Here is a 24,495-nt window from a genome sequence, read left to right as displayed (position 1 = left end):
CCTCGTGTGCGGCCGTCACGGCCTCACCTGACCGCGCCGGCGGTGAGGCCGGCGACGAAGTAGCGCTGCAACGCCAGGAAGCCGGCCACCACCGGGACGCTGACCACCAGCGACGCGGCCATCACCTGGTTCCAGTAGACGTTGAACTGGGTGGAGTAGCCCTGGAGGCCGACGGCGAGGGTGCGGCTGCCCTCGTCGGTCATCACCGAGGCGAAGAGCACCTCGCCCCAGGCGGTCATGAAGGCGTAGACGGCGACGGCGACGACGCCCGGCACCGCCGTCGGCAGGATGACCCGGAACAGCGTGCGGAGCGGGCCGGCGCCGTCGACCTGGGCCGCCTCGTCGAGGCCGCGGGGGATCGAGTCGAAGTAGCCGACCAGCATCCAGATCGAGAACGGCAGGGAGAACGTCAGGTAGGTGATGATCAGGCCGGTGCGGCTGGCGTACAGCTGGACGCCGGTGGCGGTGCCGAGGTTGACGTAGATGAGGAAGAGCGGCAGCAGGAAGAGGATCCCGGGAAACATCTGGGTGGAGAGCACGGTCACCGAGAACAGCCCCCGGCCCCGGAAGCGGTACCTGCTGACGGCGTACGCCGCGAAGACCGCCACGGTGACCGAGAAGACCGCCGCCACGGTCGAGACGACCAGGCTGTTGACCAGGTAGCGGCCCAGCGGCACGGTCGACCACATGTCGACGAACGCCTGCGCGGTGGGGCGCCGGGGCCACCAGGTGAAGGCGCCCTGCACGTCCCGCAACGGCTTGAGCGCCGAGCTGAGCATGACGTAGAGCGGGACGAGCACGAAGAGCGCGAGCAGGGTCAGCACGATCCGGCGGGCCCAGCGCTCGGCGGTGGTCTCACGCATCGTTCCTCCGGCGGTTGGTCAGCAGCAGGTACCCGGCGGTGACCAGCAGCAGGAACAGCAGCAGCGCCACCGACATCGCCGATCCGGCCCCGAAGTCCCAGGTCTTGAAGGAGCTGCGGTAGATGTGCAGGGAGAGCAGGTTCGCCTGCTCCGGCGCGGAGCCGCCGAAGAGCACGTACGGGGTGTTGAAGTCGTTGAAGGTCCAGAGGAACAGCACCAGCACCAGCACCAGGTTGACCGGGCGCAGCATGGGCAGCGTCACCGAGCGCAGCCGCCGCCAGAATCCGGCCCCGTCCATGGCGGCGGCCTCGTACAGCTCGCCGGGGATGTTCTGCAGGCCGGCCATGACGCAGAGGAAGGCGAACGGCCAGGACCGCCAGACCGAGACGGTCAGCAGCGCGACGAAGCTGTTCTCCCCGATCAGCCAGAACGGCCGGTCGTCGAGCAGGTGGAGCTGGTCGACCAGCACGTGGTTGACCAGGCCGGTGTCCCGCTGGAACAGGAAGCTCCAGGTGATCACGGCCGTGTAGACGGGCAGCGCGTACGGGGTGAGGAAGAGCGCGCGCAGCACGGCCCGGCCGCGGAAGGGGCGTTGCAGCAGTACGGCGGCGGTGGTGCCGAGCACCCAGGAGAGCCCGACCGAGGCCAGCGTGTAGCCGACGGTCACCCCGAACGAGTGCAGCAGCTGCGCCCCGACCGCCGAGTCGACGTCGAGCACCACGCGGTAGTTCTCCCAGCCCACGAACGGCGCGGTGGACCAGTCGCGGATGTGGAACTGGGTCAGCTCCCGCAGGCTCATCCACGCCCCGACGAGCATCGGTACGACGTGGATCGCCAGCTCCAGCACGACGGCCGGGGCGAGCAGCAGGTACGGCAGCAGCGACCGGCGGCGCCCGGGTGACCGGCGCCGCGCCGGGGCCGTGCGGCGGGCGGGCCGCTCCGGTGCGGCGACGTCCCGGGCGGGCGTGGTGGTGGCCATCGGGATCCTCTCGCTGGGTGGCCGTGGGAGGGTCGGCGTCCCTCCCACGGCCACCGGTCCGGCCGGTCAGCGCATCTGCTGCTGGGCCCGGGTCAGCTTCTGCCGGACGCTCTCCCCGGTGACCGGTCTGCCGCTGGCGGCGTCGGCGAAGAGTTCCTTGACGGCGGTGCCGACGAGGGTCTCGAAGGTGCTCTCGTCGGGCACCTGCGGTAGCGGCGCCGCCGTGGTGGCGAGGGTCTGCTGGAGCACCTTCTGCTCCGGCGCGGCGAACGCCGGGTCGCCGGCGACGGTGGCGACGGCGGGCAGCGAGCCGTACGTCCTGTTGAGCGCCACCTGCTCGGCGTCGCTGGTCATGAACTTGACGAACTCCAGCGCGGCGTCGCGGTTCTTCGTGTGCTTGAACACCGCCATGTTGATCCCCGCGACCATGCTGTTGACCTTCTTGCCGCCGGCCGGCGGGGCGGCCGGGAAGGGCACCGGGGCGATCCCGTACGCGTCGGGGGCCATGTTCTGCGACTTCAGGTTGGACCCGGCGGCCTGCCAGAGCAGCATGGCGGCCTTGCCGTTGGCGAAGTCGGAGACCGACTGGTTCTGCGCGTACTCGGCGTTGCTCGGGTTGACGATCCTGTCGACGGCCATCAGGTCGACGTACCGCTTGACGGCGGTGACGTTCTGCGGGGTGTCGAAGGTCGGCTTGCCGGCGGAGTCGAACCACTCGCCGCCGTACTGCTGGCTGAAGGTGAAGGCGTGGTGGGCGTTCTCCGACGGGTTGGCGCCCTCGACGGCGAGGCCCCAGCGGTCGCCGCCGGTCAGCTTGCGGCCGACCTCGGCCACCTGCTCCCAGGTGGTGGGCGGGCTGGTGACGCCGGCGTCGGCGAACGCCTTCTTGTTGTAGTAGAGGGCGTAGGCGAGGCTGTAGAGCGGCACCGCGGCCGGCGGCTTGCCGGGCGCGCCCGCGGCGGCCAGCGCGGCGGGCACGAACCGGTCCTTCCCGCCGACCTTGGCGAGGGTGGCGTCGTCGAACTCGACGAGCGCGCCGGTGGCCTGCAACGACGCCGACCAGGTGTTGCCGATGTTGACCACGTCCGGGCCCTGGCCGGAGGTGGCGGCGGTGAGCAGCCGGTTGAGCAGGTCCGACCAGGGCACCACCTCGACGTTGACCTTGATGCCGGTCTGCTGTTCGAACTTGTCCAGTTCCGGCTGGAGGGTCTGCTTGTCGGCCTCCAGGCTGGCGCCCTGGTTGCTGGCCCAGTAGGTGAGGGTCTTCCCGGCCGCGCCGGAGGAGTCCCCGGAGTCGCCGCAGGCGGTGAGCGTGGTGGCGGCCAGCACGGCCGCCGTCAGTATCGCGAGGTGTCGTCTCGACACGTTCGGGCCCTTCCGTTGCACGTGGTGGGGGTCGCCGGCGTCGGGTCGGGGATCGGGGGTGAGGGCGCCGGCGGACGGTGGGCGGGGCGCGCCGGCGGGGGCCGACGGGCTCGACAGTTCCATCACGACTTAATGAATGTGGTCATTAAAGTGGTTGGCCGAGGGGCCGTCAAGCACGGGGTCGTACAGTCGCTCCCGGGGGCCGAGGGGATCGAGGTGGCAGGTGGAGTTGGCGCGCGCGACCAACCGGGGCGTCCGGCTGCGGAACCGGTCCGCCCTGCTGTCGAAGGTCTTCCTGGACGGCCCGCTCACCCGGCAGGCTCTGGTCCGCAGCACGGGGTTGAGCCAGCCGGCGGTCAGCAACGTGGTCGCCGACCTGATCGACGAGGGGCTCATCGCCGAGGCGGGCGCCGCCGAGTCCGACGGCGGCCGGCCCAGCATGATGCTGCGGGTCGCGCCGCGCTTCGCGTTCGTCGTCGGGGTGGACGTCGGGGAGACCCGGGTCCGGGTGGAGCTGTTCGACTTCGCGATGGCCCAGCTGGCCAGCGTCGCGTACCCGCTCGATCCCCGGCGCACGGAGCCGGCGGAGGTGGCCGGGCACGTGCTGGCCGGCATCGACGCGGTCACCGCCCGGGCCGGGGTGGCCGTCGACGAGGTGCTCGGCGTCGGCATCGGCGTCTCCGGGGTGGTCGAGCAGGGCCGGGAGGCCGTGGTGCACGCCCAGTCGCTCGGCTGGGACCGGGTGCCGTTGGAGCGGCTGATCGCGGCGGGCACCGACCTCCCGCTGCACGTCGACAACGGCGCGAAGACGCTCGGCCAGGCGGAGATGTGGTTCGGCGCGGGCCGGGGGGCCCGGCACGCCGTCTTCGCGCTTGTCGGTTCGGGGGTCGGTACCGCGGTGGTGACCAACGGGGTGACCTACCGGGGCGCCTCCAGCAGCGCGGGGGAGTGGGGGCACACCACCCTGGTCTACGGCGGGCGGCCCTGCCGCTGCGGGGCCCGTGGCTGCCTGGAGGCGTACGTCGGCGCGGAGGCCGTCATCGACCGCTACCGCGAGGCCCGGGGCGGCCACCCGGTCCCGGGCGACGACGAGGAGTCCCAGCTGGCGGCCCTGATCGACGCGGCCGGCACCTCGGCCGCCGCCCGGCGGGTGCTGGACGAGACGGCCGAGTACCTGGGCGCCGGGGTGGCCAACCTGATCAACCTGTTCAACCCGGAGCGGGTCGTGCTCGGGGGCTGGGCCGGCATGGCGCTGGGCGGCCTGCTGCCGGCCGTGCGGGAGGCCGCCGGCCGCCAGGCGCTGCGCCAGCCGTACGAGCAGGCCTCGATCGAGCTGGGTCTGCTGGGCGTCGACGCGGTGGCGCTCGGTGCGGCGACGCTGCCGATCGCCCGGCTGCTCACGGCCGGCGGGGTGCGGTCGGCGAATCGGCGGGTTACCGAGCAAATCGAACTTCACGGATAAATAACAGCGTTATTTATCGATGTCTTGACGGCTGCGCGACGACGCCGCAACACTCGGACGAGAGCGCTCTCTCCCGTCCCGGCACGGTCCGGCGTCGCCGCCCCGCAGTGCCGCGGCCCCCTTCGTCATCCCGTCACGCCCGAGGTCCCCCACCCTCTATCGACAGGCGAAGTCATGACATCTCGCGCTACATCCGTACGCCCGACGCCGCCGCCAGGGCGACCCGCCCGGCGGTTGCTCATCGGCCTCGCGCTGCTCCTCGTCGCGGCGCTCACCCCCGCCGCCGCGACGTCCCCGGCGCAGGCCGCCCCGAGCCTGCTGTCCCAGGGCCGCCCCGCGACCGCCTCGTCGACGGAGAACGCCGGCACCCCGGCGTCCGCCGCGGTCGACGGCGACGCCGGCACCCGCTGGGCCAGCGCCTTCAGCGACCCCCAGTGGATCCAGGTCGATCTCGGCACCCGGGCCACCCTCAGCCAGGTGGTCCTGTCCTGGGAGGGCGCCTACGGCCGGGCCTTCACGATCCAGACCTCCGACGACGGCGCGGCCTGGACCACCGTGCACAGCACCACCGCCGGCACCGGCGGCACCCAGACGGTGAACGTGACGGGCGCCGGCCGGTACGTCCGGATGCACGGCACCGCGCGCGGCACCGGCTACGGCTACTCCCTCTGGGAGTTCCAGGTCTACGGGGAGGCCGGCGGCACCGCGCCCACCTGCGGCAGCGCCAACGTCGCCCAGGGCCAGCCGGCCACCGCGTCGTCGGTGGAGAACGCCGGGCTCCCCGCCTCGGCGGCGGTCGACGGCAACCCCGGCACCCGCTGGGCCAGCGCCGCCGCCGACCCCCAGTGGCTGCGGGTGGACCTCGGCACCGTCCGGTCGATCTGCCGCGTGGTGCTGACCTGGGAGGCCGCGTACGCGCGGGCGTTCCAGCTCCAGACCTCGGCCGACGGCAGCTCCTGGACCACCGTGTACGGCACCACCACCGGCGCCGGGGGCAGCCAGTCGCTCACCGTGGCCGGCAGCGGTCGCTACCTGCGGGTGTACGGCACGGCGCGCGCCACCGCCTACGGCTACTCCCTCTGGGAGCTGGCGGTGAACGTGACAGGCGGCGACACTCCGCCCGTGGAGCCGACCGACCCTCGCAACCCGAACCTCGGGCCGAACACGTTCGTCTTCGACCCGTCCACCCCGACCGCCACCATCCAGAACCGGCTGAACACGCTCTTCGCCCAGCAGGAGCGCAACCAGTTCGGCCCCGAGCGCTACGCGGTGCTGTTCAAGCCCGGCAGCTACACCGCCGACGTCAACCTCGGCTTCTTCACCCAGGTCGCCGGCCTCGGCATGAGCCCCGACGACGTGAACCTCAACGGGCACGTCCGGGTCGAGGCGTTCTGGATGGGCGGCAACGCCACGCAGAACTTCTGGCGGGCCGCCGAGAACCTCTCGGTGACCCTGCCGGCCGGGGTGAGCGTGGAGCGCTGGGCGGTCTCGCAGGCCGCGCCGTACCGGCGGATGCACCTGCGCGGCGCGCAGAACCAGATCCAGCTCTGGAACGGCGGCGACGGCTGGTCCAGCGGCGGCCTGATGGCCGACACCAGGATCGACGGCCTGGTCGTCTCCGGCTCGCAGCAGCAGTGGTACTCGCGCAACAGCGAGTTCGGCAACGGCTGGACCGGCTCGGTGTGGAACATGGTCTTCCAGGGCGTCACCGGCGCCCCGCCGCCGCACTTCCCGAACCCCTCGCACACCGTCATCCCGCAGACCCCGCAGGTACGTGAGAAGCCGTTCCTCTACGTCGACGGCACCGGCGAGTACCGGGTCTTCGTGCCGGCGCTGCGCACCAACTCGTCCGGCACCAGCTGGTACGGCAGGACCCCGGCCGGCTCCTCCATCTCGCTGAGCCAGTTCTTCGTCGTGCGGCCGGGCACCGGCGCGGCGACCATCAACGCGGCGCTCGCCCAGGGCCGGCACCTGCTGTTCACCCCCGGCGTGCACCACGTCACCGAGCCGATCCGGGTGGACCGCCCCGACACGGTGGTCCTCGGCCTCGGCCTGGCGACCATCCAGGCCGACAACGGCACCGTCGCGATGCGGGTCGCCGACGTGGACGGCGTGAAGGTGGCGGGCATCATGTTCGAGGCCGGCGAGGTCAACTCGCCGGTGCTGATGGAGGTCGGTCCGCCCGGCTCGGCGGCCAGCCACGCGGCCAACCCGACCTCGCTGCACGACGTCTTCTTCCGCATCGGCGGGCCGGGCGTCGGCCGGGCCACCAACACGTTGACCGTCAACAGCGACCACGTGATCGGCGACCACATGTGGCTCTGGCGGGCCGACCACGGCGACGGGGTCGGCTGGGCGGTGAACACCGCCGACACCGGCCTGACCGTCAACGGCGACGACGTGACCATGTACGGCCTCTTCGTCGAGCACTACCAGCGGTACCAGACCGTGTGGAACGGCAACGGCGGGCGGACGTACTTCTACCAGAACGAGATGCCGTACGACCCGCCGAACCAGGCCGCCTGGATGAACGGGGCCACCCGTGGCTACGCGGCGTACAAGGTGGCCGACGGGGTGACCAGCCACCAGGCGTGGGGGATGGGCAGCTACTGCTACTTCAACGTCAACCCCGCGGTCGTCGCGGACCGCGCCATCGAGGCGCCGACCAACCCGAACGTCCGGTTCACCAACATGGTCACCGTCTCCCTCGGTGGCGTGGGCACGATCAACCGGGTGGTCAACGGCGTCGGCGGCACCGCCAACACCGCCAACCAGGTGGTGTACCTGACGAACTATCCGTGACCCGTACGGCGGCGGGCCCGGCCGGAGCGTCCCGGCCGGGCCCGTCGCCGCTTCCGGTGCCGCCCGGCGACCCCGGGACCGGTACCGCGAGATGGCCGGCGTCACTTCACACAATAAAACATTGCAGTACCTGCAAGATCGCTAGTAGTGTCCGGCGCGTGAATCCCGCCGGCACCGAATCCGCTCCCGGGCGGCGCGACCGCAAGAAGCGCCAGACCCGGGCCGCGCTGACCGAGGCGGCCCTGCGCCTGGTCGCCGAGCGCGGCCTGGCCCAGGTGACGGTGGAGGAGATCAGCGAGGCGGCCGACGTCTCCCCGCGCACCTTCTTCAACTACTTCGCCTGCAAGGACGACGCCCTGGTCGGCGATCAGGCGGGCGACGCGGCGCGCCTGGTGGCCCGGCTGGCCGCCGTGCCGCCCGAGGTGCCGGTGCTGACCGCGCTGCGGACGGCCCTCGACGAGGTGATCGACGAGGTACGCGCCGAGCGCGAGCTGTGGTGCCTGCGGATGGACGTCGTGGCGCACAATCCCGCGCTGCTGCCCCGCCTGCTGGCCGGCAACGCCGAGACGGAACGCGCCATCGTCGAGGTCGTCGCGGCTCGGGTGGGCGTCGAACCCGAGCACGGCTACCCGGCGCTGGTCACCGCCGTGACGGGCGCAGCGCTGCGCCACGCCATGACCCGGTGGGCCGCCCACCCCGACCGGCCGGACCTGGCCGACCTCGTCGACGAGGCGTTCGCCGCCCTCGCCGCGGGGCTGCCGCAACCCGACCGGCCCTGACCCGCAAGCCCCTTCCGGGAAAGGTGCCCGGGAGGCCGTGAAACCCGTACCCGGTAAGGAAGGTCAATGACCGCCACCGTGCCCGCCGAGCCCCTGAAGGTCGGCGCCGGCCGCATGTCCCGCCGCGAGGTGCTCCAGGCACTCTCCGGCCTGATGGTCGGCATGTTCGTGTCGATCCTCGCCTCCACGGTCGTGGCGAACGCGCTGCCGCGCATCATCGCCGACCTGAACGGCACCCAGACCGTCTACACGTGGATCGTCACCACCGAGCTGCTGGCCATGACGGCGACCGTGCCGCTGTGGGGCAAGATGGCCGACCTCTACAACAAGAAACTGCTGATCCAGCTCTCCCTCGGCCTCTTCGTGATCGGTTCGCTGATCGCCGGGCTCACCCCGAACGTCGAGGTGCTCCTGGTCAGCCGGGTCGTGCAGGGCATCGGCGCCGGCGGCATGACCGCCCTGGCCACCATCGTGATGGCGGCCATGATCCCGCCCCGCGAGCTGGGCCGCTACGCCGGCATCTTCGGCGCGGTGTTCGGCGTCGGCACCATCGCCGGGCCGCTGATCGGCGGCGTGCTGGTGGACACCTCCTGGCTCGGCTGGCGCTGGTGCTTCCTGATCGGCGTCCCGTTCACCCTGCTCTCGATCTTCCTGCTCCAGCGCACCCTGCACCTGCCGGTGACCCCCCGCCGCAAGGTGAAGATCGACTGGCTGGGCGCGCTGCTCATCACCTCCGGCGTCTCCACCGTGCTGGTCTGGTCGTCGCTGGCCGGCAACAAGTTCGCCTGGGCCTCGGGCTGGACGGCGCTGATGGTCGGCGGCGGTCTCGCCCTGCTGGCGCTGGCGCTCTGGGTGGAGTCCCGCGCGGACGAGCCGATCGTGCCGCTGGACATCTTCCGCAACCGGACGGTCTCGCTGACCACCATCGCCAGCATCCTGGTCGGCGTGGCGATGTTCGGCGGCACCGTGTTCCTGTCCCAGTACTTCCAGCTCTCGCTCGGCAAGTCGCCGACGGTGGCGGGCCTGATGAGCCTGCCGATGATCCTGGGCCTGCTGGTCTCGTCGACGGTCGCCGGCCAGCTGATCACCAAGTACGGCCGCTGGAAGCGCTACCTGGTGGCCGGGGCCGCCGTGATGGTCGCCGGCATGCTGCTGCTGGCCACCATCGACGCCGAGACCAGCATCCTGCTGCTCAGCGTCTACATGGCGGTGCTCGGCATCGGCGTCGGCATGCTCATGCAGAACCTCGTGCTCGCGGCGCAGAACGACGTCCCGGCGCACGAGCTGGGCGCGGCCACCTCCGTGCTGACCTTCTTCCGCAGCATGGGCGGCACGATCGGCGTCAGCGCGCTCGGCGCGGTGCTGGCCAACCGGGTCGCCTCGCTGAGCGCGGAGAAGCTCGGCCCGCTGGCCGGCGGCGCCCCGGGCGGGGAGGGCTCCACCGAGGTGCCCGACCTGTCCGCCCTGCCCGAGCCGGTGCTGAGGATCATCCAGGACGTGTACGGCACCGCGACCGGCGAGCTGTTCCTGGTGGCCACCCCGTTCGCGGTGCTCGCCCTGGTGGTGGTGCTGTTCATCCGGGAGAAGCCGCTGCACACCCTCAGCGGTGAGGAGCGGCGGGCCAAGGAGGAGGCGGCTGCCGTTCTGCCCGGCGCGCACTGAGCCAACCCGTGCGGGGGCGGTCCGGCCTGCGCCGGGCCGCCCCCGCGCCACGTCCGGCGGCGTGCGTGCGCCGGCCCGCTCCGCGCTACGCCGGCGGAGGCGGCGCGGGAACGGCCACCGGCGCGGCCAGCGGCACCGGCCGGCGTACGGGCGGCCAGGCGGCCGGGATGCGTTCCAGGACCCCGCCGGCGAAGACGTCCCGCAGGCCGAGCGGCTTGAGGTGGACGTACCCGATGTGGCAGTCGCAGACCGCGTTGCCGCACGGCCGCGGGCGCAGCGCCGAGCGCCACGACCCGTCGTAGAGGTTGCCGATCGGCTCGTCGATGAAGTGGCAGCGGCGCACGGTGCCGTCGCCGCGCACCGAGATCGCCGTCTCGCCCGCGTGGCACGGACGGTCGAGCGACACGTGCGGGCGGACGCTCCAGCCGAACAGCGGATCCAGCTCCGTCCAGCTCGCCTCCTCGGCCGCGTCGTAGCGCCGGCCCTCGGCGGCGTTCACCCACAGGTAGACCTCGGCGGGCAGGGCGGCGCGCAGCGCCCGCGCCTCGGCGAGGTGCTCCGGCAGGCCGACCACCCCGACGGAGTAGCGGACGCCCAGCTCGGTCAGCCGGGCGCAGCGGCCCAGGAAGCGGTCCCGGTCCACCTGGCCGGGGTGGTAGGTGGTCCACAGTGCGGCGGCGCGCGGATCGGCGTCGGCCAGCCAGTCCACCCGGGCGGCCAGGTTGGTCTGGATGACGACCCGCTCGACGTGCGGCAGGTGCGACAGCGACACCATCGCGTCGCGGTACCAGCGGCGGGTCAGCCCCTCGCCCCACGGGGTGAACAGCACCGACAGCCGCACGTCGGAGGTGGCCGCCACCCAGCCGCCGAACCGGTCCAGCGCCGCCCGGTCGGCGCGCAGCAGCTCCGGCGGGTCCCGCCGCTTGGCGAACGGGCAGTACGGGCAGTCGTAGTTGCAGCTCGCCAGGGGACCCCGGTAGAGGATCGCGAGGTTCACCTCGGCACGTACCCGGTCATCGCGTCGCGTACCCGGGCCGAGGTCAGCCACGGGCCGATCGCGTCGGAGCGGGCCAGCCCGGCCGGCGTCAGCCGCAGCCCGCCGTCGCCGGCCCACCCGCGCTCGGCCAGCGTGCCCAGCTCGGGAAAGTCCTCCCCGGGAAGCGCGCCGAAGCGGGCCCGGTAGGCCGCCGCGTCGACCCCCTCGGCGCGCAGCAGCGACTTGAGCAGCCACCGGCGGCGCTGCTCGGCGCCGTCGAGGGCGAACCCGAACTCGGCGAAGCGGAAGTCGTCGGCCGGGCGGGCCAGGTAGTCGTCGAGCACCGCCCGCACCTGCGACACGCCGACCGCGTAGTCGAACGAGTAGTGCAGGGACGTGGTGTAAGAGCGGGCGCCGCAGCCCAGGCCCACCATGCCGTCGTCCTGGCAGCAGTAGTCCGGCCCGTCCGGGGTGGGCGCGTCGGCCCGGCGGAACTGCCGCATCGACTCCTGCCGGTAGCCGGCCGCGCCCAGCGTCGCCACCGCCTGCTCGTAGAGGGCGAGCCGCTGGACGTCCCAGTCCGCGCGGCCGTGCGCCCGCCGCCCGAGGCCGGTCAGCGGCCGCACGTACAGCGGGTAGAGGTACAGCTCCTCGGGCCGCCACGCCAGGGCCGCGTCGAGGCTCTCCCGCCAGGTGTCGGCGGTCTGCCCGTCGATGCCGTAGATCAGGTCGATGTTGAGCACGGGGATCCGGGCGTCGCGGATCGCGGCCAGGGCCGCCTCCACCTCCGTGCGGCGCTGCGGCCGGCCGGCGGCGCGGGCCTCGGCGTCGAGGAAGCTCTGCACGCCGATGCTCACCCGCGTGGTGCCGTGCGCGGCCAGCACCGCGAGCCGCTCCGGCGTCGCGGTCGCCGGCGAGGTCTCCACCGACAGCGGTACGCCCGGCAGCCGGGCCCCCATCGTGGTGGCGATGTCGAACAGCTCGGTCAGCTCGTCGGCGGTCAGGTAGGTGGGGGTGCCGCCGCCGAACGCCACGCGGGCGTAGCCGGCGTCCCCGCCCAGCGCGTCGGCGACCCGTCCCGCCTGCCGGCGCAACTGCCGAAGGTAGTCGGTCACCTGCTCGGCGGGCGCGTTGGCGCGGGTGAACAGGTTGCAGAAGCCGCAGCGCATCTCGCAGAACGGCAGGTGCACGTAGAGGAAGAGCGCCTCGCGCGCCTCGGCCCGCCACACGTCCGCCAGCAGCGGGCGCGGTCGCAGCGGCCGGTAGGACGTCTTGTGCGGGTACGCGTAGAGGTACTGCTGGTACGGCGAGCCGTCGAGGCCCGTGTCGGTGCTGGTCACCATTCCCCCGGTCGCAGGACGAAGTGGGCGTACGGGACCGTCCACACCACGTCGTGGCCGATCCGGTGGCCGGTGTGGCCGTCCTCCCCGTAGGCGGTGCCGTGGTCGGAGCAGACGATCGCGAACACCGGCCGACCCCGGCCGGTGAGCAGGGCGAACAGCCGGTCGATCCGGCCGTCGACGTACTCCAGGGCCGCGGCGTGGCTGGCCACGTCGTCGACCTGCGCCCCGGGCAGGTGGTGCCGGTTGGGCTGGTGCAGGGCGGCGACGTTGAGGAACGTGAACAGGGGCTGCCGCGCCGGCACCCGCGGCAGCACCTCGGCCAGCCGGTCGAGCTGCGCGTCGAGGCAGGTGGGGGAGGTGACCCCGAACTCGGGCTCCCAGTGCGCCTCGGCGAACAGGCCCGGCAGCACCGCCCCGAGCGGGCTGCGCCGGTTGAAGAAGCCGACCCCGCCCAGGCAGAGCGTGTGGTAGCCGACGTCGGCGAGCGCCGTGGGCAGGTCGGGCGCGTCGAACACCCACGTGTCGGCGCCGGACGTCTCGCTGCCGGGGAACGCCGCCGCGTAGAGCCGCTCGTGCCGGCCCGGGGTGACCGGGGTGGGCAGGAAGCCGGCGAAGAACGCGTGGTGTGCGGCGTAGGTGAAGCTGGCGGGGGAGTGCCGTCGCTCCCACCGCCCGTCGGGCAGCACCCGCGCCAGGTGCGGCGTGCGCCCCCGCGCGGCCAGGTCGGCGGCGACGTCGTGGCGCAGCGTGTCGAGGGTGAGCAGGAGCAGGTCGTGGCTGCCGATCAGACTGCGCACGCGAGCACCTCCCGCCCCGCCGCGTCGCCGCGCGTCGGCCCCCGTCCCGTCGCGTCCCCGCGCGGCGGTGCCTGCCCGGCCGCCGCGCGCCAGCGGTCCCACCGGCCGTCGGTCAGGGCGCGCACCTGCTCGGCGTAGGTGTCCCGGCCGTCGGTGAGCACCCCCGGCAGCAGGTCGCCGAAGGCGTTGACCTCGGCCACCGCGTGGCGTCGCCAGCCGACGAGGAACATCAGGTCGATCCCGACCTGGAGCGTGCGGGGGAAGCACCGGGCCACCCGCTCGCAGGTCTCCATCGCCGCCGCCCACGCCGCCGGCCCGGCCGCCGCGCGCAGCTCCGCGAGGTCCCCGCGCGCGTTGCCCAGGTGCAGGTTGGTCAGCGGCCCCCGGGCGGCACGCACCACGGCGTGGGTGGGCCGCCCCGCGACCGTCACCACCCGCAGGTCGACCACCCGGTCGCCGAGCCCCGCCTTGGGCAGCCACCGCTCCACGTGCAGGCCCTCTCCGGCGATCCGGTCGACGATCGCGGCGACCTCGGCCTCGTCGCTGTAGCGGCGCGGCCGCAGGGAATTGAACAGCCCGTCGGGTGTCGCCTCGACCGTGGTGACCGCCTGCACCCGCCGCCCGGCCACCGCCAGCGCGACGACCCCGGCGGCGGACGAGCCGTGCGCGGGCTTGACGAACACGCGGCTCCAGCGGGCCGCCGCCATCGCCGCCCGCAGCTCCTGCCACCCGTACACGGCGGGCAGCGCGGCCGGCACCGGCACCCCGGCGGCCGACAGCCGGGCGTGGCAGCGCCGCTTGTCGCACAGCACCGCGACGTCCGCCGGGTCGTTGAGCAGCTCCGCGCCGCCAGCGGCGACCCGGTCCAGGCCCCGCAGCAGCCCGGCGTACATGTCGGCCAGGCCGACCAGCTCACCGTGCCGGGCCGGGACGGCGGACCGGCGCAGCAGCCGGTCCACCTCCGGGTCCTCCCCGGGCGAGTCGACCCGCACCACCGCGCCGGCCTCGGGCGGCGCCGCCCCGGTCAGCACGTCGGCCCACGGCAGCACCGCCGGCCGGGGCAGGCCGGCGCCGACGACCGCCCGGGTGAACAGGCCGACCCGACGGTTGCCGGGGTTGCCGACGACGGTCAGGCGCATGTCACTCCGACACCGCCGTGTAGCGGTAGCTCTCGCCGTCGTACTCGTCGGGCTCCTGCGGGTCGGAGACGTCCACCCGGACGCCCGGCAGCGCGGCGACCACGGCGGCGGCCGTCTCCTCCGCCAGGTAGTGGTGGGACAGGTCCAGCTCCGCCAGGTGGGTCAGCGGCTGCCCGGCCAGCAGGGCCGTCGCGCCCTCGTCGCCGAGCGTGCCCATCGACAGGTCCAGCCGTTCCAGCCGGGGCACCACCGGCGCGGACGCCAGCGCCCGGGCGAGGTCGTCGGCGATCTCCGAGTTGCACAGGCCGAGCCGGCGCAGCTGCGGGAATCGCTCCCCGGCCAGCAGCGGGGCGAGGTCGGCGACCTGCGCGTCGCCGCCGTAGTCGGAGGTGCCGAGCCACAGCTCCAGGTCGGTCAGCGCGGGCAGGTCGGAGTCGAGCACCGCGCCGACGAACGCCCGGGACAGCCCGCCGCTCTCCACCGCCAGCTCGCGCAGCCGCGCGTGCCGCACCGGGGAGAAGGCGAAGTCCTCGCCACCGCGTACCCGCAGCACCTCCAGCTGCGGGTACGCCGTCAGCAGCGGGCTGACGTCGCCGACCTTCATCCAGGAGACCTCGCACTCCTCGACGGTGATGTCACCGAGGAACAGGGCACGCAGGGCGGGCAGGCGCGACGCCACCGCGCAGAGTTGCGCGACCGGGGCGGTGTGGAACGCCGCGTAGCCCCAGGAGCCGATGACCAGGGAGTCCACGGACGGCCCCGCCTGCGCGACGAACCGGCCGAACGCGACGCGGAACTCCTCCGAGAGCTTGTACTCCATGGTCTCGTTGAAGTGCCAGAGGGCGAACCGCCACGAGACCGGGCCGTCCACCGTGGGCAGCGGCCCGTCGACGGGGACGTCCACCACCGGGCGGCCGGCGAAGTGCTCTGCGTGGGAACCGAAGGCCACTGCCGTTCACTCCCCGACGGCGGTGTAGCGGTAGCGCTTGCCGTCGTACTCCTCGGCGGTCTGCGGGTCCGCCAGGTCGACCTGCACGCCCGGCAGCGCGGCGACCACGGCGGCGGCCGTCTCCTCCGACAGGAAGTGGTGGTGCAGGTCGAGCCGCGTCAGGTGGGTCAGGGGCTGGCCGGCCAGCAGCGCCTTCGCCCCCTCGTCGGTCAGCGTCCCCATCGACAGGTCGAGCGCCTCCAGCCGGGGCACGACCGGCGCGGTCGCGACGGCCGCGGCCACCGCGTCGGCGATCTCGGCGTTGCACGCCGCCAGGTAGCGCAGCGCCGGCAGGCCGGCGCCGGAGAGCACCCCGGCCAGGTCCTCGACGCTCGCGTCGCCGCCGTAGTCCTTCCTGCCGAGCCATAGGTCCAGCCGGTGCAGGGCCGGCAGCTCGCACGCGCCGACGGCACGGACCACCTTGGCCGGCAGCCCGCCGGACTCGAACCGCAGCTCCCGCAGCTCGGCGTGGCGGATCGGCTCCAGCCGCAGGCCCTGGGCCCCGCGCACCCACAGCACCCCCAGCGACGGGTACGCCGCGAGCAGCGGCGTGATGTCGCCGTGGGTGAGCCAGGAGATCTCGCACTGCTCGTAGGTCAGGTCGGCGAGGAAGATCGCCCGCAGCCCCGTCCACTCCGCGGCGGCCTCGACCAGCGGCTCGATCGGCAGCGGCCGCTCGTAGGCCTCGCCCCACTCGCCGATCACCAGGGCGCGCACCGCCTCGGGCGGCACCTGCTCCCGCAGCGCCCGTACGAGACCGAGGAACTCCTCGGCCTCCGCGTCGTGCTCCTCGACCTCCAGCCGCCAGGCGACCGCCGACGGATCGTCGGGAAGTGTCATTCCCGGGGTGAAGGTCACTACCGGTAATCCGACGAACGACGACACGTGCGAGCTGATCACGCCTACCTCCGGTCCGACTGGTGCAGCGGCGGCGCGACGGTAACAGGTCCGCCCGACAAGAAGATCACCGACGGTCAGGTACGGTCCGAGCCGGGTGGAACCGGACGTCGTCGATTTCGAGGTGTAAGGGGGCCCCTCCTTACACCTCGGTCACAGCCCGAAGAAGTCGAGGTAGGCGTCGATCTGGTGGGCGAGCATCGGCTCTCCCGGGTGCGCCCGCAGGCCCCGGGCCCGCGCCTGGGCCAGCAGGAGCGTCTCGGCCGGCGTCATGATGATGTCGGCGACCACCGCGTGCGCCGGCAGGTCCGCCACCGCGAACGGCGGCGGATCGTCGGGGCGCAGCCCCAGGGGCGTGGCGTTGACCGCCAGGTCGGCGTCGGCCAGTCGCGGTCGCGCGGTCGCGCCGACCCGGCCGGGGTACGCGGCGCACAGCCGCCGCCGCAGCGTCTCCAGCCGGCCCGGGTCGGTGTCGCTCAGCCGCAGTTCCGCCACGCCGGCGTCGAGCAGGGCCACCGCGATCGCGCTGCCCGCCCCGCCCGCGCCCACCACACACGTCCGGCGGCCCCGGGGGTGGTGTCCGGCCCCGGCCAGCCCGCGGACGAACCCGTCGCCGTCGAAGGTGTCCGCAGTCCACGTCCCGTCGGGCTCGCGCCGCAGGGCGTTGGCGCTGCCGGCCAGACGGGCGCGGTCGCTGGCCCGGTCGGCGAGTTCCAGCACGGCCGCCTTGTGCGGCACGGTGACCAGCATCCCGTCCACGTTCGCCACCCGTTGCAGCCCCCGCACCACCTGGGTGAGGTCGGCCGGCGCCGCCTGCACCGGGACGAGCACCGCGTCGGTGCCGCGCCGGGCCAGCACCGGGTTGAGCAGCCCGGGGGCCCGCACCTGGGCGATCGGGTCGCCGAGCAGCGCGTACACCCTCGTGGCGCCGCCTATCTCGGTCATGGGCGTCTCCGCGGGCAGGGGTCGTCCGGCGCGGCCGGACCGGGGCGGTGCCGACCCTACGCGACGGCGGCACCCGCCCCGGCGCGGCCCGTCGAGCCGGCGGCCCGGCCACGCGGTACGGGGCGTGGCCGGGCCGCCGGCACCGGTCAGGAGGAGGTGACGGCCGCCGGCGGGAGGGCGTCGAGCCGGCGGGAGAGCGAGAGCAGCGAGTACCCGATGAGGGCGAGCACCGCCCCGAGGCCCATCGCCAGCGCGGCGATGCCGAAGGAGACGACCGAGGTGAACAGGGAGGAGCGCAGGAACGAGCCGGTCATGACGGTCTGCCGGGTGGGGTCCTCCCGGCCGAGTTCGGCGTACGTCTTGCCGCCGCTGGCCTCCAGCGAGTGCTTCTCGATGACCTCGGCCTCCGCGTACGCGGTCAGCGGGCCGTCGATCTTCTCGCCCGCGAACCAGTCCGCGTCGTCGGAGACGGTGATGCGTTCGTCGGCGAGCTGGCTCTGCACGGTGAACCAGGTGGCGGCCCCACCCACCAGCATGATCAGGCCGGCGACGATGACCAGGACGGACAGCAGTCGGACGGTGGAGCCGACCGCCCGGGACTGCGCGGCGGTGTCGGTCATGGTGTCTCCTCTCCCGTGCCCCGGGCACGGATGTGTCTTCTGTCGAAATGCGACCCAGTATCGGCAATCCGCAGGCGTGCCGCATCCGTCGCACCGGCGGCGGACGTGCCGCGCCCACCCGCCGGGATTCGGTCGGGTGGGCGCGGTGTGCTGGTGTCGGCGGGTGCTCAGCCGCTGGACGACGGCCTGCGGATCGCGTCGCGGACGCGGTCGATGACCGCCAGCGCCGGTCCGGCCGCGAGGTTGCCCTTCGCAGACTGGGCGCTCGGGTGCGGGCGTGTCGGCGCGGTCGCCTCCGCCATCCGTACGGCGCCGGCCATCGTGCGCAGCCGGTCGGCGGGCACGTGCTGGCGCAGCAGCGGGAACTCCTGGCGTTCCTCGTAGCGGGCGTGCGTGAGCACCGCGTCGCGCAGCAGGATGATGCCGGTGTCGAAGCCCTCGGCGTCGACACCGCCGGCGATCAGGGTCTTGAGCGTCTCCTTGGCCTGACGCTCCTCGGCGAGGCGTTCGTCGACCATGGCGTCGCCGCCCCCGCCCGGCAGCGTCCGGGCCAGCGGGTGGACGACCTCCTCCTCGGCGGTCTCGTGCGCGGCGAGGAGCTTCACCAGGTCGTCGAAGGCGTCCCGGCGGGTCTCCCCGGTGCTGCCGATGACCAGCAGGAACAGCTCCTCGATCCGCGCGTGCTGGGCCAGCAGCAGGTCGACGACGTCGTCCTCGGGGCCGCGCGTGGCCGGTGCGCCGGTGTCAGGCATGGCTGCCTCCCCGCGCGCGCAGCGACTCCACCGGGTGGGGCCCCTCGGTCTCGACGCGGTACTCGTCGCCGAAGCGCTCCCGGTGCATGTCGATGACCTGCTCGCTCGGCGGCTTCTGCCCGTCGTGCAGCTGCTGCTGCATCGACTCGAAGCGCTCGTGCGCCTCCCGCACGTACCCCTCGCCGATCTTGTTCAGGTTGACCTGGGTGGCGAGCAGGTGGCGCAGGTACTCCTTGTTCGGCTCGAAGGTCAGCGGCTCGGGCAGGCCCGCGCCGCCCACGATCTCCTCCGGCTCCCGGCCGTCGTGGCGCCGCAGCAGGTCGGCGGCCTGCTGCAGGTGCGCCAGTTCCATCTGCAGGTGCAGCTCCCACACCGCCTTGATGCGGGGGTCGCTCTCCTGCTGCATGAAGGAGTAGTAGAGCCAGCACTCGTTGTACTCGTGGGTGAGCAGCCGCTCCCACCAGTTCTCGCCCGGGTCGAGCAGCGACTCGTAATGCGTGACGTGCTCCTGCTCGATGAGGCTGATCTCCTGGTAGAGCTGCCGCGCGATCGGCTCCATGTACTGCGGCCCGACGTTCATGTAATAGAACATGACCTGCTGCTCCGCCGACAGGATGGTCAGCGCGTGCAGCTTGGAGCGGGGGTCGACGCTGTTGCGGTCGTACGGGGTGCGCACCTCGTCGAACGGGTGCCGGTGCTCGGCGACGGTGGGCCGGCCGGGCATGACCTCGGTCAGGCCCTGCACGATCTTGTCCGCCTTGCGGCGTTCCACCATCTCGTAGAGGTTGGCGTAGCGGTAGAGGTGGTCGAAGTCCTCCAGCACGCCGAACTCGTAGCTCTGCTTCAGGTACGGGTCGGGCTCGTGCCGGGCCACCCACGCGGTCAGGTCGACGGCCACCTGCTCGTAGCCGAGCGTCGTCTCCAGCACGCTCGCGGCGCCGGGCAGCAGCCAGTTCACCACCCGCTGCTGCTGGCTCTCCAGGTAGCGCACGTACGCCAACTGCCGGCGGACCTCCTGGTCGGGGCAGTTGCGGGCGAACTGGTGCTGGAAGTTGATCGCTTCGACCTCGATGCCGTTCATGGTGATGATGCGGCAGCGGGTGTACGGGTCGACCGCCTCCGGGTCGATCGGCTCCACGTTGAGTTCGCGCCAGTTGCGGATCTGGCTCTCCAGCGGGATTCCTTTGTGCTCCAACGGGTTGAACACGGCGTCTCCTTCTTCGGCCGGGGTACCAAACGCCCTACCCCGACAGTCCGGGCGAAAACGGCGAGCCCGGGTATTCCGCGACCGGCGGACTGGTGATTTCACCGATGCGGCGCTGCCGGCGCCGTCGAAGACTGATGCATGTCGATATGCCCCGTCCCGTAGGGAGTGCCCGACGTGTCATCACCAACCATCGCCGCCCGCCCCCGTCCCGTCGCCCGCCTCGCCGGCCTGGCCGTGGCCGCCGTCCTGGCCACGGTGGGCGCACTGGCCGCCCCGCCGGCCGCCCAGGCCGCCGCCAACCCGTACGAGCGCGGTCCCGCCCCGACCGTCGCGTTGCTGGAGGCCAGCCGAGGCCCGTTCGCCACCGCGTCGCAGAGCGTGTCCTCGCTCAGCGTGACCGGCTTCGGCGGCGGCGTCATCTACTACCCGACCAGCACCGCCGAGGGCACCTTCGGTGCCGTCGCCATCTCGCCCGGCTACACCGCCGCCTGGTCCAGCATCGACTGGCTCGGGCCGCGGATCGCCTCGCACGGCTTCGTGGTGATCGGCATCGAGACCAACACGCGCCTCGACCAGCCGGACAGCCGCGGTCGGCAACTGCTCGCGGCGCTCGACTACCTGACGCAGCGCAGCTCCGTACGCGGCCGGATCGACGCCAGCCGGCTCGCCGTCTCCGGTCACTCGATGGGTGGCGGCGGCAGCCTGGAGGCCGCGGTCTCCCGGCCGTCGTTGCAGGCGGCGGTGCCGCTCGCGCCGTGGAACCTGGACAAGTCCTGGTCCGACGTCCGGGTGCCGACGCTGATCATCGGCGGGGAGAGCGACAGCGTCGCGCCGGTCTCGTCGCACTCGGAGCCGTTCTACAACAGCATCCCCGCCTCGTCCGAGAAGGCGTACCTGGAGCTCAACGGGGCCAGCCACTTCTTCCCGCAGACCGTCAACACGCCCACCGCCCGGCAGGCGGTCGCCTGGTTGAAGCGGTTCGTCGACGACGACACCCGCTACCAGCAGTTCCTCTGCCCCGGCCCGAGCGGCTCCGCCATCCAGGAGTACCGCAACACCTGCCCGAGCGCCTGACGCTCCCCGGGGCGGCCGTCACCCCCGGCCGCCCCGCGGCGCATCGCTGCCCGGTCGGTGCAGAAACCGTCGGCCGCCGCCCAGGTCCGGGCGGCGGCCGACGAGCGTGCCCGCGAGCGCCCGAGGTATTGACGGCCCCCGTCGGAAACGTACACTCCCAGTGTAAATACTGGCGGCTGCCGGGGGGACGGGTGATGGAGCAAGGGCTCGCACTGCACCAGATCGGGGTCCGCTTCGGCGGCCTCACCGCCCTCGACGACGTCTCGCTGCGGGTGCCGCCCGGCCGGGTGGTCGGCGTGATCGGTCCCAACGGGGCCGGCAAGACCACGCTGTTCAACGTCGTCTGCGGCTTCGTCCCGCCGGACGAGGGCTCCCTGACCCTCGACGGCCGGCCGCTGCGCCCGCGCCCGCACCGGCTCACCCGCCTCGGCATCGCCCGCACGTTGCAGGGCACCGGGCTCTTCGCCGGGCTCAGCGTGGTGGAGAACGTGATGGCCGGGGCCACCCACACGGCCCGCGCCGGCTTCCTCGCCGCCCTGCTCGGCCTGCCGCGCAGCGACCGCGACGAGCGCCGGCTGCGCCGGCACGCCCTCGACGTACTCGACACCCTGGGCATCGCCGGGCACGCCGACGCCGCGCCGGGCACGCTGCCCTTCGCCGTACGCCAGCGGGTCGCCCTGGCCCGCGCGCTGGCCGCGCGTCCCCGGCTGCTCCTGCTCGACGAACCCGCCGGGGGCCTGGGCGCCGACGACATCGCCGAGCTCGCGGAGCTGATCCGGGGGCTGCCCCGACGCGACACCGACCCCTGCGCGGTGCTGCTGGTGGAGCACCACATGGACCTGGTGATGTCCGTCTGCGACGAGATCGTGGTGCTCGACTTCGGGCGGGTGATCGCCACCGGCACCCCCGACGAGGTGCGCGACGACCCGGCCGTCGCCGACGCCTACCTCGGCGCGGCGGTCGACGAGGCCGCCGCATGACCGGCGGGGCCCTGCTCGAGGTGCGCGGCCTGGTGGCCGGCTACGGCGGCGCGCCGGTGCTGCACGGGATCGACCTGACCGTGGCGCGGGGCGCCATCGCGGCGGTGGTCGGCGCCAACGGGGCCGGCAAGACCACCCTGCTGCGCGCCCTGTCCGGCATGCTGCGTCCGGCGGCCGGCCGGGTCGTGCTGGCCGGGGAGGACCTGCGCGGCGTCGCGGTCGAGCAGCTCGTGCGCCGGGGCATGGCCCACGTGCCGGAGGGGCGCGGGGTGGTCGGCGAGCTGACGGTCGACGAGAACCTGCGCCTCGGCGGGCTGTGGCGGCGCGACCGGGCCGACGCCGCCCGCGCCCTCGACGAGGTCTACCAGCTCTTCGCGCCGCTGGCCCGGCGGCGGCGACACCTCGGGCACCAGCTCTCCGGCGGCGAGCGGCAGATGCTCGCCCTCGGCCGGGCCCTCGTCGGCCGGCCCCGCCTGCTGCTGCTCGACGAGCCGTCGCTCGGCCTGGCGCCGCGGGTGGTCGCCCAGACCATGGCCCTGCTGCGCCGGCTGCGCGACGACACCGGGCTGACCGTGCTGCTGGTCGAGCAGAACGTGCGCAGCGCGCTCTGGATCGCAGACCAGGGCGTGGTGATGTCCCTGGGCCGGGTCGTCACCACCGCCCCGGCCGCCCGGCTGCGCGACGACGCCGACCTGCGGCACGCCTACCTCGGCTTCTGACCCCCTCGTCCCCGCAAGGAGGACCGTTGGACCGCTTCGTCTTCCTCACCCTCGACGGACTGTCCAGGGGCGCGGTCCTCGCCGCGTTCGCCCTGGCCCTGGTGCTCATCTGGCGGGCGGCCCGGATCGTCAACTTCGCCCAGGGCGCGATGGCCGTCGCCACCGCGTACGTCGCCTACAGCGTCTCCGCCGCGACCGGCTCGTACTGGCTGGGCTTCCTGGCCGCGCTCGGCGCCGGGCTGCTCCTCGGCGCGGCGGTCGACCTGGTCGTCATGCGCTTCGTCGACCACGCCTCGCCGCTCAACCCGGTGATCGTCGCGCTGGGGCTGGTGCTGCTGATCCAGGCCGTCCTCGGCATGGCGTACGGCAGCGAGTTCCTGCCTGCCGGGACGCCCTTCTCCCGCAATCCACTGACCGTGGGCGGCGTCGCCGTCCTGTCGCCGTACGACCTGTTCGTCTTCGCGGCGGTGGCCGTGGTGGTCGTGGGGCTCGCCTGGACCTTCACCCGCACGGCGGTGGGCCTGCGGATGCGCGCGGCGGCCTTCGCCCCCGAGGTGTCCCGGCTGCTCGGGGTGAACGTCGGCGGCATGCTCACCCTCGGCTGGGCGCTGGCCTCCGGGGTCGGCGCGCTGGCCGGCATGCTGGTCATCCCCACCGAGCTGGGCCTGCACCCGCACGCGATGGACCTGGTCTTCGTCTCGGCGTTCACGGCCGCCGTGGTGGGCGGCCTGGACAGTCCACCGGGGGCGGTGGTCGGCGGCCTCGCGGTCGGGCTGCTGCTCTCCTACGTCAGCGGCTACGCCGGCAGCGACGTCACCCCGCTCGCGGTGCTGGTGCTGCTGTTGACCGTGCTGCTGGTCCGTCCCGCCGGGCTGTTCGCCCCGGTCGCGGCGAGGCGGGTGTGAGCGCCACCCGGGCGGTGACCCCGCCGGACACGCAGGCGGGGGCCGGCCGCACCGGCCCCGCCGATCCCCGCCGCGGCTCGACCCTGCTGCGCCACCTCGGCCTCGCGGCCGTCGCCGCGCTGCTGCTGGTGGCCGCCAGCTACGGGCTGGAGCCGTTCCGCAACTTCCAGCTCGCGACCGTGGCCGCCTACCTGTGCGCCACCGCCGGGCTGACCGTCCTCACCGGGCTCAACGGTCAGCTCTCGCTGGGGCACGGCGCGCTGATGGCGACCGGCGCGTACACCGTGGCGCTGTGCCAGAACGCGTTCGCCGACGCCGGGATGACCGGCGGCTGGCTGCTCCCGGTCTCGCTGGGCGCGGCCGTCCTGGCCGCCCTCGCGGTGGGCGCCGTCGTCGGGGTGGCCGCCGCCCGGCTGCGCGGGCCCTACCTGGCCGGCGTCACCCTGGCCGTGGCGGTCGTGGTGCCGGCGCTGACCGTCACCTTCGACGGCGTGTTCAACGGCGAGCAGGGGCTGGCGGTGCCGGTCGAGCCCCCGCCGGCGGCCCTCGGCGTCCACTTCCCCTACGAGCGCTGGCAGCTCTGGGTGACCGCGGCGGCCACCCTGCTGGCCCTGCTGCTGCTGGCCAACCTGGTCCGCAGCCGGTACGGCCGCACCTTCCGTGCGGTCCGCGACGACGAGGTCGCCGCCCGCCTCGCCGGCATCCACGTCGCCCGCACCCAGGTCCTCGCCTTCGTGGTCAGCGCGGCCGGCGCCGGGCTCGGCGGCGCCCTGCTCGCGGTCCTCGCGCAGAGCGTCTCGCCCGGGGCCTTCTCGCTGACGCTGTCGCTGTTCCTGCTGATGGCGGTCGTCATCGGCGGGCTGGGCAGCCTCGCCGGCGCGGCCTGGGGCGCCGTCCTGCTGGTGGCCCTGCCCGACCTGACGCACGCCGTCACCGAGCAACTCACGCTGTCGCCGGCGGTCGCGCAGCGGGTCGAGGGCAACCTCCCGCTGGCGATCTTCGGGCTCACCCTGGTCGTCGTCATGATCGCCGCTCCCGGCGGCGTGCAGGGCCTGCTGTCCCGGCTGGCCCGCGCCACCTCCGCGCGCCGGCCGGGTCGACGACGGCCCTGAGCCGTCCCGGCCGGCCGGCACCCGCATCCGTGCCACACCGCCCGCACCCCACCACCACACCGGATCACCATCGCCACCGCACCCCACCACTACCGCACGGCACCACCGCCGCACCCCACCACCAAACCG

General features: G+C 73.6%; 22 protein-coding genes. 9 read left to right on the top strand and 13 right to left on the bottom strand.

What is annotated here, in order from left to right; genetic code table 11:
* Positions 1–23: 23 nt before the first annotated feature.
* From AC0OO9_RS02475 to AC0OO9_RS02465, 3 genes are all read right to left on the bottom strand, one after another.
* Positions 24–863, bottom strand: a complete 840-nt coding sequence (locus AC0OO9_RS02475; RefSeq protein ID WP_484515208.1) for a carbohydrate ABC transporter permease — start codon at positions 861–863, stop codon at positions 24–26.
* Positions 856–1,842 (bottom strand): carbohydrate ABC transporter permease, encoded by a 987-nt coding sequence (locus AC0OO9_RS02470; protein ID WP_484515206.1) that lies wholly within the window; start codon positions 1,840–1,842, stop codon positions 856–858. Before AC0OO9_RS02470 ends, AC0OO9_RS02475 begins: the two co-directional genes overlap by 8 nt.
* Before the next feature lie 66 nt (positions 1,843–1,908).
* Positions 1,909–3,330, bottom strand: a complete 1,422-nt coding sequence (locus AC0OO9_RS02465; RefSeq protein ID WP_484515204.1) for an ABC transporter substrate-binding protein — start codon at positions 3,328–3,330, stop codon at positions 1,909–1,911.
* A gap of 100 nt (positions 3,331–3,430) precedes the next feature.
* On the opposite strand from AC0OO9_RS02465, the gene AC0OO9_RS02460 reads away from it, so the two are divergent.
* The 4 genes from AC0OO9_RS02460 to AC0OO9_RS02445 all read left to right on the top strand — a co-directional run bounded on the left by AC0OO9_RS02460 (position 3,431) and on the right by AC0OO9_RS02445 (position 9,912).
* Positions 3,431–4,669 carry an ROK family transcriptional regulator gene (locus tag AC0OO9_RS02460; RefSeq protein WP_484515202.1) on the top strand — a complete coding sequence of 413 codons (1,239 nt, stop codon included), beginning with the start codon at positions 3,431–3,433 and terminating at the stop codon, positions 4,667–4,669.
* Between the two features lie 174 nt (positions 4,670–4,843).
* The gene (locus AC0OO9_RS02455; RefSeq protein ID WP_484515200.1) at positions 4,844–7,471 is read left to right on the top strand and encodes a discoidin domain-containing protein; all 2,628 of its coding nucleotides are present in this window, start codon (positions 4,844–4,846) and stop codon (positions 7,469–7,471) included.
* 158 nt (positions 7,472–7,629) lie between these two features.
* On the top strand, positions 7,630–8,250 hold the full coding sequence (locus AC0OO9_RS02450; RefSeq protein ID WP_484515198.1) for an acyl-CoA-like ligand-binding transcription factor: 621 nt from the start codon (positions 7,630–7,632) through the stop codon (positions 8,248–8,250).
* A 66-nt stretch (positions 8,251–8,316) separates the two neighbouring features.
* Positions 8,317–9,912, top strand: a complete 1,596-nt coding sequence (locus tag AC0OO9_RS02445; RefSeq protein ID WP_484515196.1) for an MDR family MFS transporter — start codon at positions 8,317–8,319, stop codon at positions 9,910–9,912.
* Positions 9,913–9,997: 85 nt separating this feature from the next.
* Here the strand turns inward: AC0OO9_RS02445 and AC0OO9_RS02440 are convergent, their stop codons facing one another.
* The 10 genes from AC0OO9_RS02440 to AC0OO9_RS02395 form a co-directional block, all read right to left on the bottom strand.
* Entirely contained in the window at positions 9,998–10,909 is a 912-nt protein-coding gene (locus AC0OO9_RS02440) for an STM4011 family radical SAM protein (RefSeq protein ID WP_484515194.1), read from the bottom strand.
* Entirely contained in the window at positions 10,906–12,228 is a 1,323-nt protein-coding gene (locus AC0OO9_RS02435) for an STM4012 family radical SAM protein (protein ID WP_484515192.1), read from the bottom strand. The genes AC0OO9_RS02440 and AC0OO9_RS02435 overlap by 4 nt, the downstream gene beginning before the upstream one ends.
* Positions 12,225–13,028 (bottom strand): STM4013/SEN3800 family hydrolase, encoded by an 804-nt coding sequence (locus AC0OO9_RS02430; RefSeq protein ID WP_484515190.1) that lies wholly within the window; start codon positions 13,026–13,028, stop codon positions 12,225–12,227. The genes AC0OO9_RS02435 and AC0OO9_RS02430 overlap by 4 nt, the downstream gene beginning before the upstream one ends.
* A complete protein-coding gene (locus AC0OO9_RS02425; protein ID WP_484515188.1) occupies positions 13,016–14,167 on the bottom strand; it encodes an STM4014 family protein in 1,152 nt (383 codons plus the stop codon). The genes AC0OO9_RS02430 and AC0OO9_RS02425 overlap by 13 nt, the downstream gene beginning before the upstream one ends.
* A gap of 1 nt (position 14,168) precedes the next feature.
* The gene (locus AC0OO9_RS02420) at positions 14,169–15,116 is read right to left on the bottom strand and encodes an STM4015 family protein (RefSeq protein WP_484515187.1); all 948 of its coding nucleotides are present in this window, start codon (positions 15,114–15,116) and stop codon (positions 14,169–14,171) included.
* A gap of 6 nt (positions 15,117–15,122) precedes the next feature.
* The gene (locus tag AC0OO9_RS02415) at positions 15,123–15,995 is read right to left on the bottom strand and encodes an STM4015 family protein (protein WP_484515185.1); all 873 of its coding nucleotides are present in this window, start codon (positions 15,993–15,995) and stop codon (positions 15,123–15,125) included.
* Between the two features lie 210 nt (positions 15,996–16,205).
* Positions 16,206–16,997 (bottom strand): shikimate dehydrogenase family protein, encoded by a 792-nt coding sequence (locus tag AC0OO9_RS02410; protein WP_484515183.1) that lies wholly within the window; start codon positions 16,995–16,997, stop codon positions 16,206–16,208.
* Between the two features lie 146 nt (positions 16,998–17,143).
* On the bottom strand, positions 17,144–17,617 hold the full coding sequence (locus tag AC0OO9_RS02405; RefSeq protein WP_484515181.1) for an aromatic ring-opening dioxygenase LigA: 474 nt from the start codon (positions 17,615–17,617) through the stop codon (positions 17,144–17,146).
* A 167-nt stretch (positions 17,618–17,784) separates the two neighbouring features.
* Entirely contained in the window at positions 17,785–18,369 is a 585-nt protein-coding gene (locus AC0OO9_RS02400; RefSeq protein WP_151453909.1) for a hemerythrin domain-containing protein, read from the bottom strand.
* A complete protein-coding gene (locus AC0OO9_RS02395) occupies positions 18,362–19,576 on the bottom strand; it encodes a hypothetical protein (RefSeq protein WP_484515178.1) in 1,215 nt (404 codons plus the stop codon). The genes AC0OO9_RS02400 and AC0OO9_RS02395 overlap by 8 nt, the downstream gene beginning before the upstream one ends.
* A gap of 174 nt (positions 19,577–19,750) precedes the next feature.
* On the opposite strand from AC0OO9_RS02395, the gene AC0OO9_RS02390 reads away from it, so the two are divergent.
* The 5 genes from AC0OO9_RS02390 to AC0OO9_RS02370 all read left to right on the top strand — a co-directional run bounded on the left by AC0OO9_RS02390 (position 19,751) and on the right by AC0OO9_RS02370 (position 24,366).
* Positions 19,751–20,650, top strand: a complete 900-nt coding sequence (locus AC0OO9_RS02390) for an alpha/beta hydrolase family protein (protein ID WP_484515176.1) — start codon at positions 19,751–19,753, stop codon at positions 20,648–20,650.
* A 194-nt stretch (positions 20,651–20,844) separates the two neighbouring features.
* Complete coding sequence (locus AC0OO9_RS02385) at positions 20,845–21,630, top strand: ABC transporter ATP-binding protein (RefSeq protein ID WP_484515174.1); 786 nt, start codon at positions 20,845–20,847, stop codon at positions 21,628–21,630.
* On the top strand, positions 21,627–22,349 hold the full coding sequence (locus AC0OO9_RS02380; RefSeq protein WP_484515172.1) for an ABC transporter ATP-binding protein: 723 nt from the start codon (positions 21,627–21,629) through the stop codon (positions 22,347–22,349). The genes AC0OO9_RS02385 and AC0OO9_RS02380 overlap by 4 nt, the downstream gene beginning before the upstream one ends.
* Before the next feature lie 26 nt (positions 22,350–22,375).
* Entirely contained in the window at positions 22,376–23,254 is an 879-nt protein-coding gene (locus AC0OO9_RS02375; protein ID WP_311410436.1) for a branched-chain amino acid ABC transporter permease, read from the top strand.
* The gene (locus tag AC0OO9_RS02370; protein ID WP_484515170.1) at positions 23,251–24,366 is read left to right on the top strand and encodes a branched-chain amino acid ABC transporter permease; all 1,116 of its coding nucleotides are present in this window, start codon (positions 23,251–23,253) and stop codon (positions 24,364–24,366) included. The genes AC0OO9_RS02375 and AC0OO9_RS02370 overlap by 4 nt, the downstream gene beginning before the upstream one ends.
* Positions 24,367–24,495: the final 129 nt, after the last annotated feature.

The sequence above is a fragment of the Micromonospora sp. USAFONa4 genome, from assembly GCF_057197825.1.
Note: the sequence above shows the minus strand (reverse complement) of the source record. Positions and strands in the feature narration are given on the sequence as shown.

Bases quoted from the DNA above. Each gene is read 5' to 3' on its own strand.
- AC0OO9_RS02475 (WP_484515208.1), bottom strand. From the start codon at position 863: ATGCGTGAGACCACCGCCGAGCGCTGGGCCCGCCGGATCGTGCTGACC.
- AC0OO9_RS02470 (WP_484515206.1), bottom strand. From the start codon at position 1,842: ATGGCCACCACCACGCCCGCCCGGGACGTCGCCGCACCGGAGCGGCCC.
- AC0OO9_RS02465 (WP_484515204.1), bottom strand. From the start codon at position 3,330: ATGGAACTGTCGAGCCCGTCGGCCCCCGCCGGCGCGCCCCGCCCACCG.
- AC0OO9_RS02455 (WP_484515200.1), top strand. From the start codon at position 4,844: ATGACATCTCGCGCTACATCCGTACGCCCGACGCCGCCGCCAGGGCGA.
- AC0OO9_RS02445 (WP_484515196.1), top strand. From the start codon at position 8,317: ATGACCGCCACCGTGCCCGCCGAGCCCCTGAAGGTCGGCGCCGGCCGC.
- AC0OO9_RS02425 (WP_484515188.1), bottom strand. From the start codon at position 14,167: ATGCGCCTGACCGTCGTCGGCAACCCCGGCAACCGTCGGGTCGGCCTG.
- AC0OO9_RS02415 (WP_484515185.1), bottom strand. From the start codon at position 15,995: ATGACACTTCCCGACGATCCGTCGGCGGTCGCCTGGCGGCTGGAGGTC.
- AC0OO9_RS02410 (WP_484515183.1), bottom strand. From the start codon at position 16,997: ATGACCGAGATAGGCGGCGCCACGAGGGTGTACGCGCTGCTCGGCGAC.
- AC0OO9_RS02405 (WP_484515181.1), bottom strand. From the start codon at position 17,617: ATGACCGACACCGCCGCGCAGTCCCGGGCGGTCGGCTCCACCGTCCGA.
- AC0OO9_RS02400 (WP_151453909.1), bottom strand. From the start codon at position 18,369: ATGCCTGACACCGGCGCACCGGCCACGCGCGGCCCCGAGGACGACGTC.
- AC0OO9_RS02385 (WP_484515174.1), top strand. From the start codon at position 20,845: ATGGAGCAAGGGCTCGCACTGCACCAGATCGGGGTCCGCTTCGGCGGC.
- AC0OO9_RS02380 (WP_484515172.1), top strand. From the start codon at position 21,627: ATGACCGGCGGGGCCCTGCTCGAGGTGCGCGGCCTGGTGGCCGGCTAC.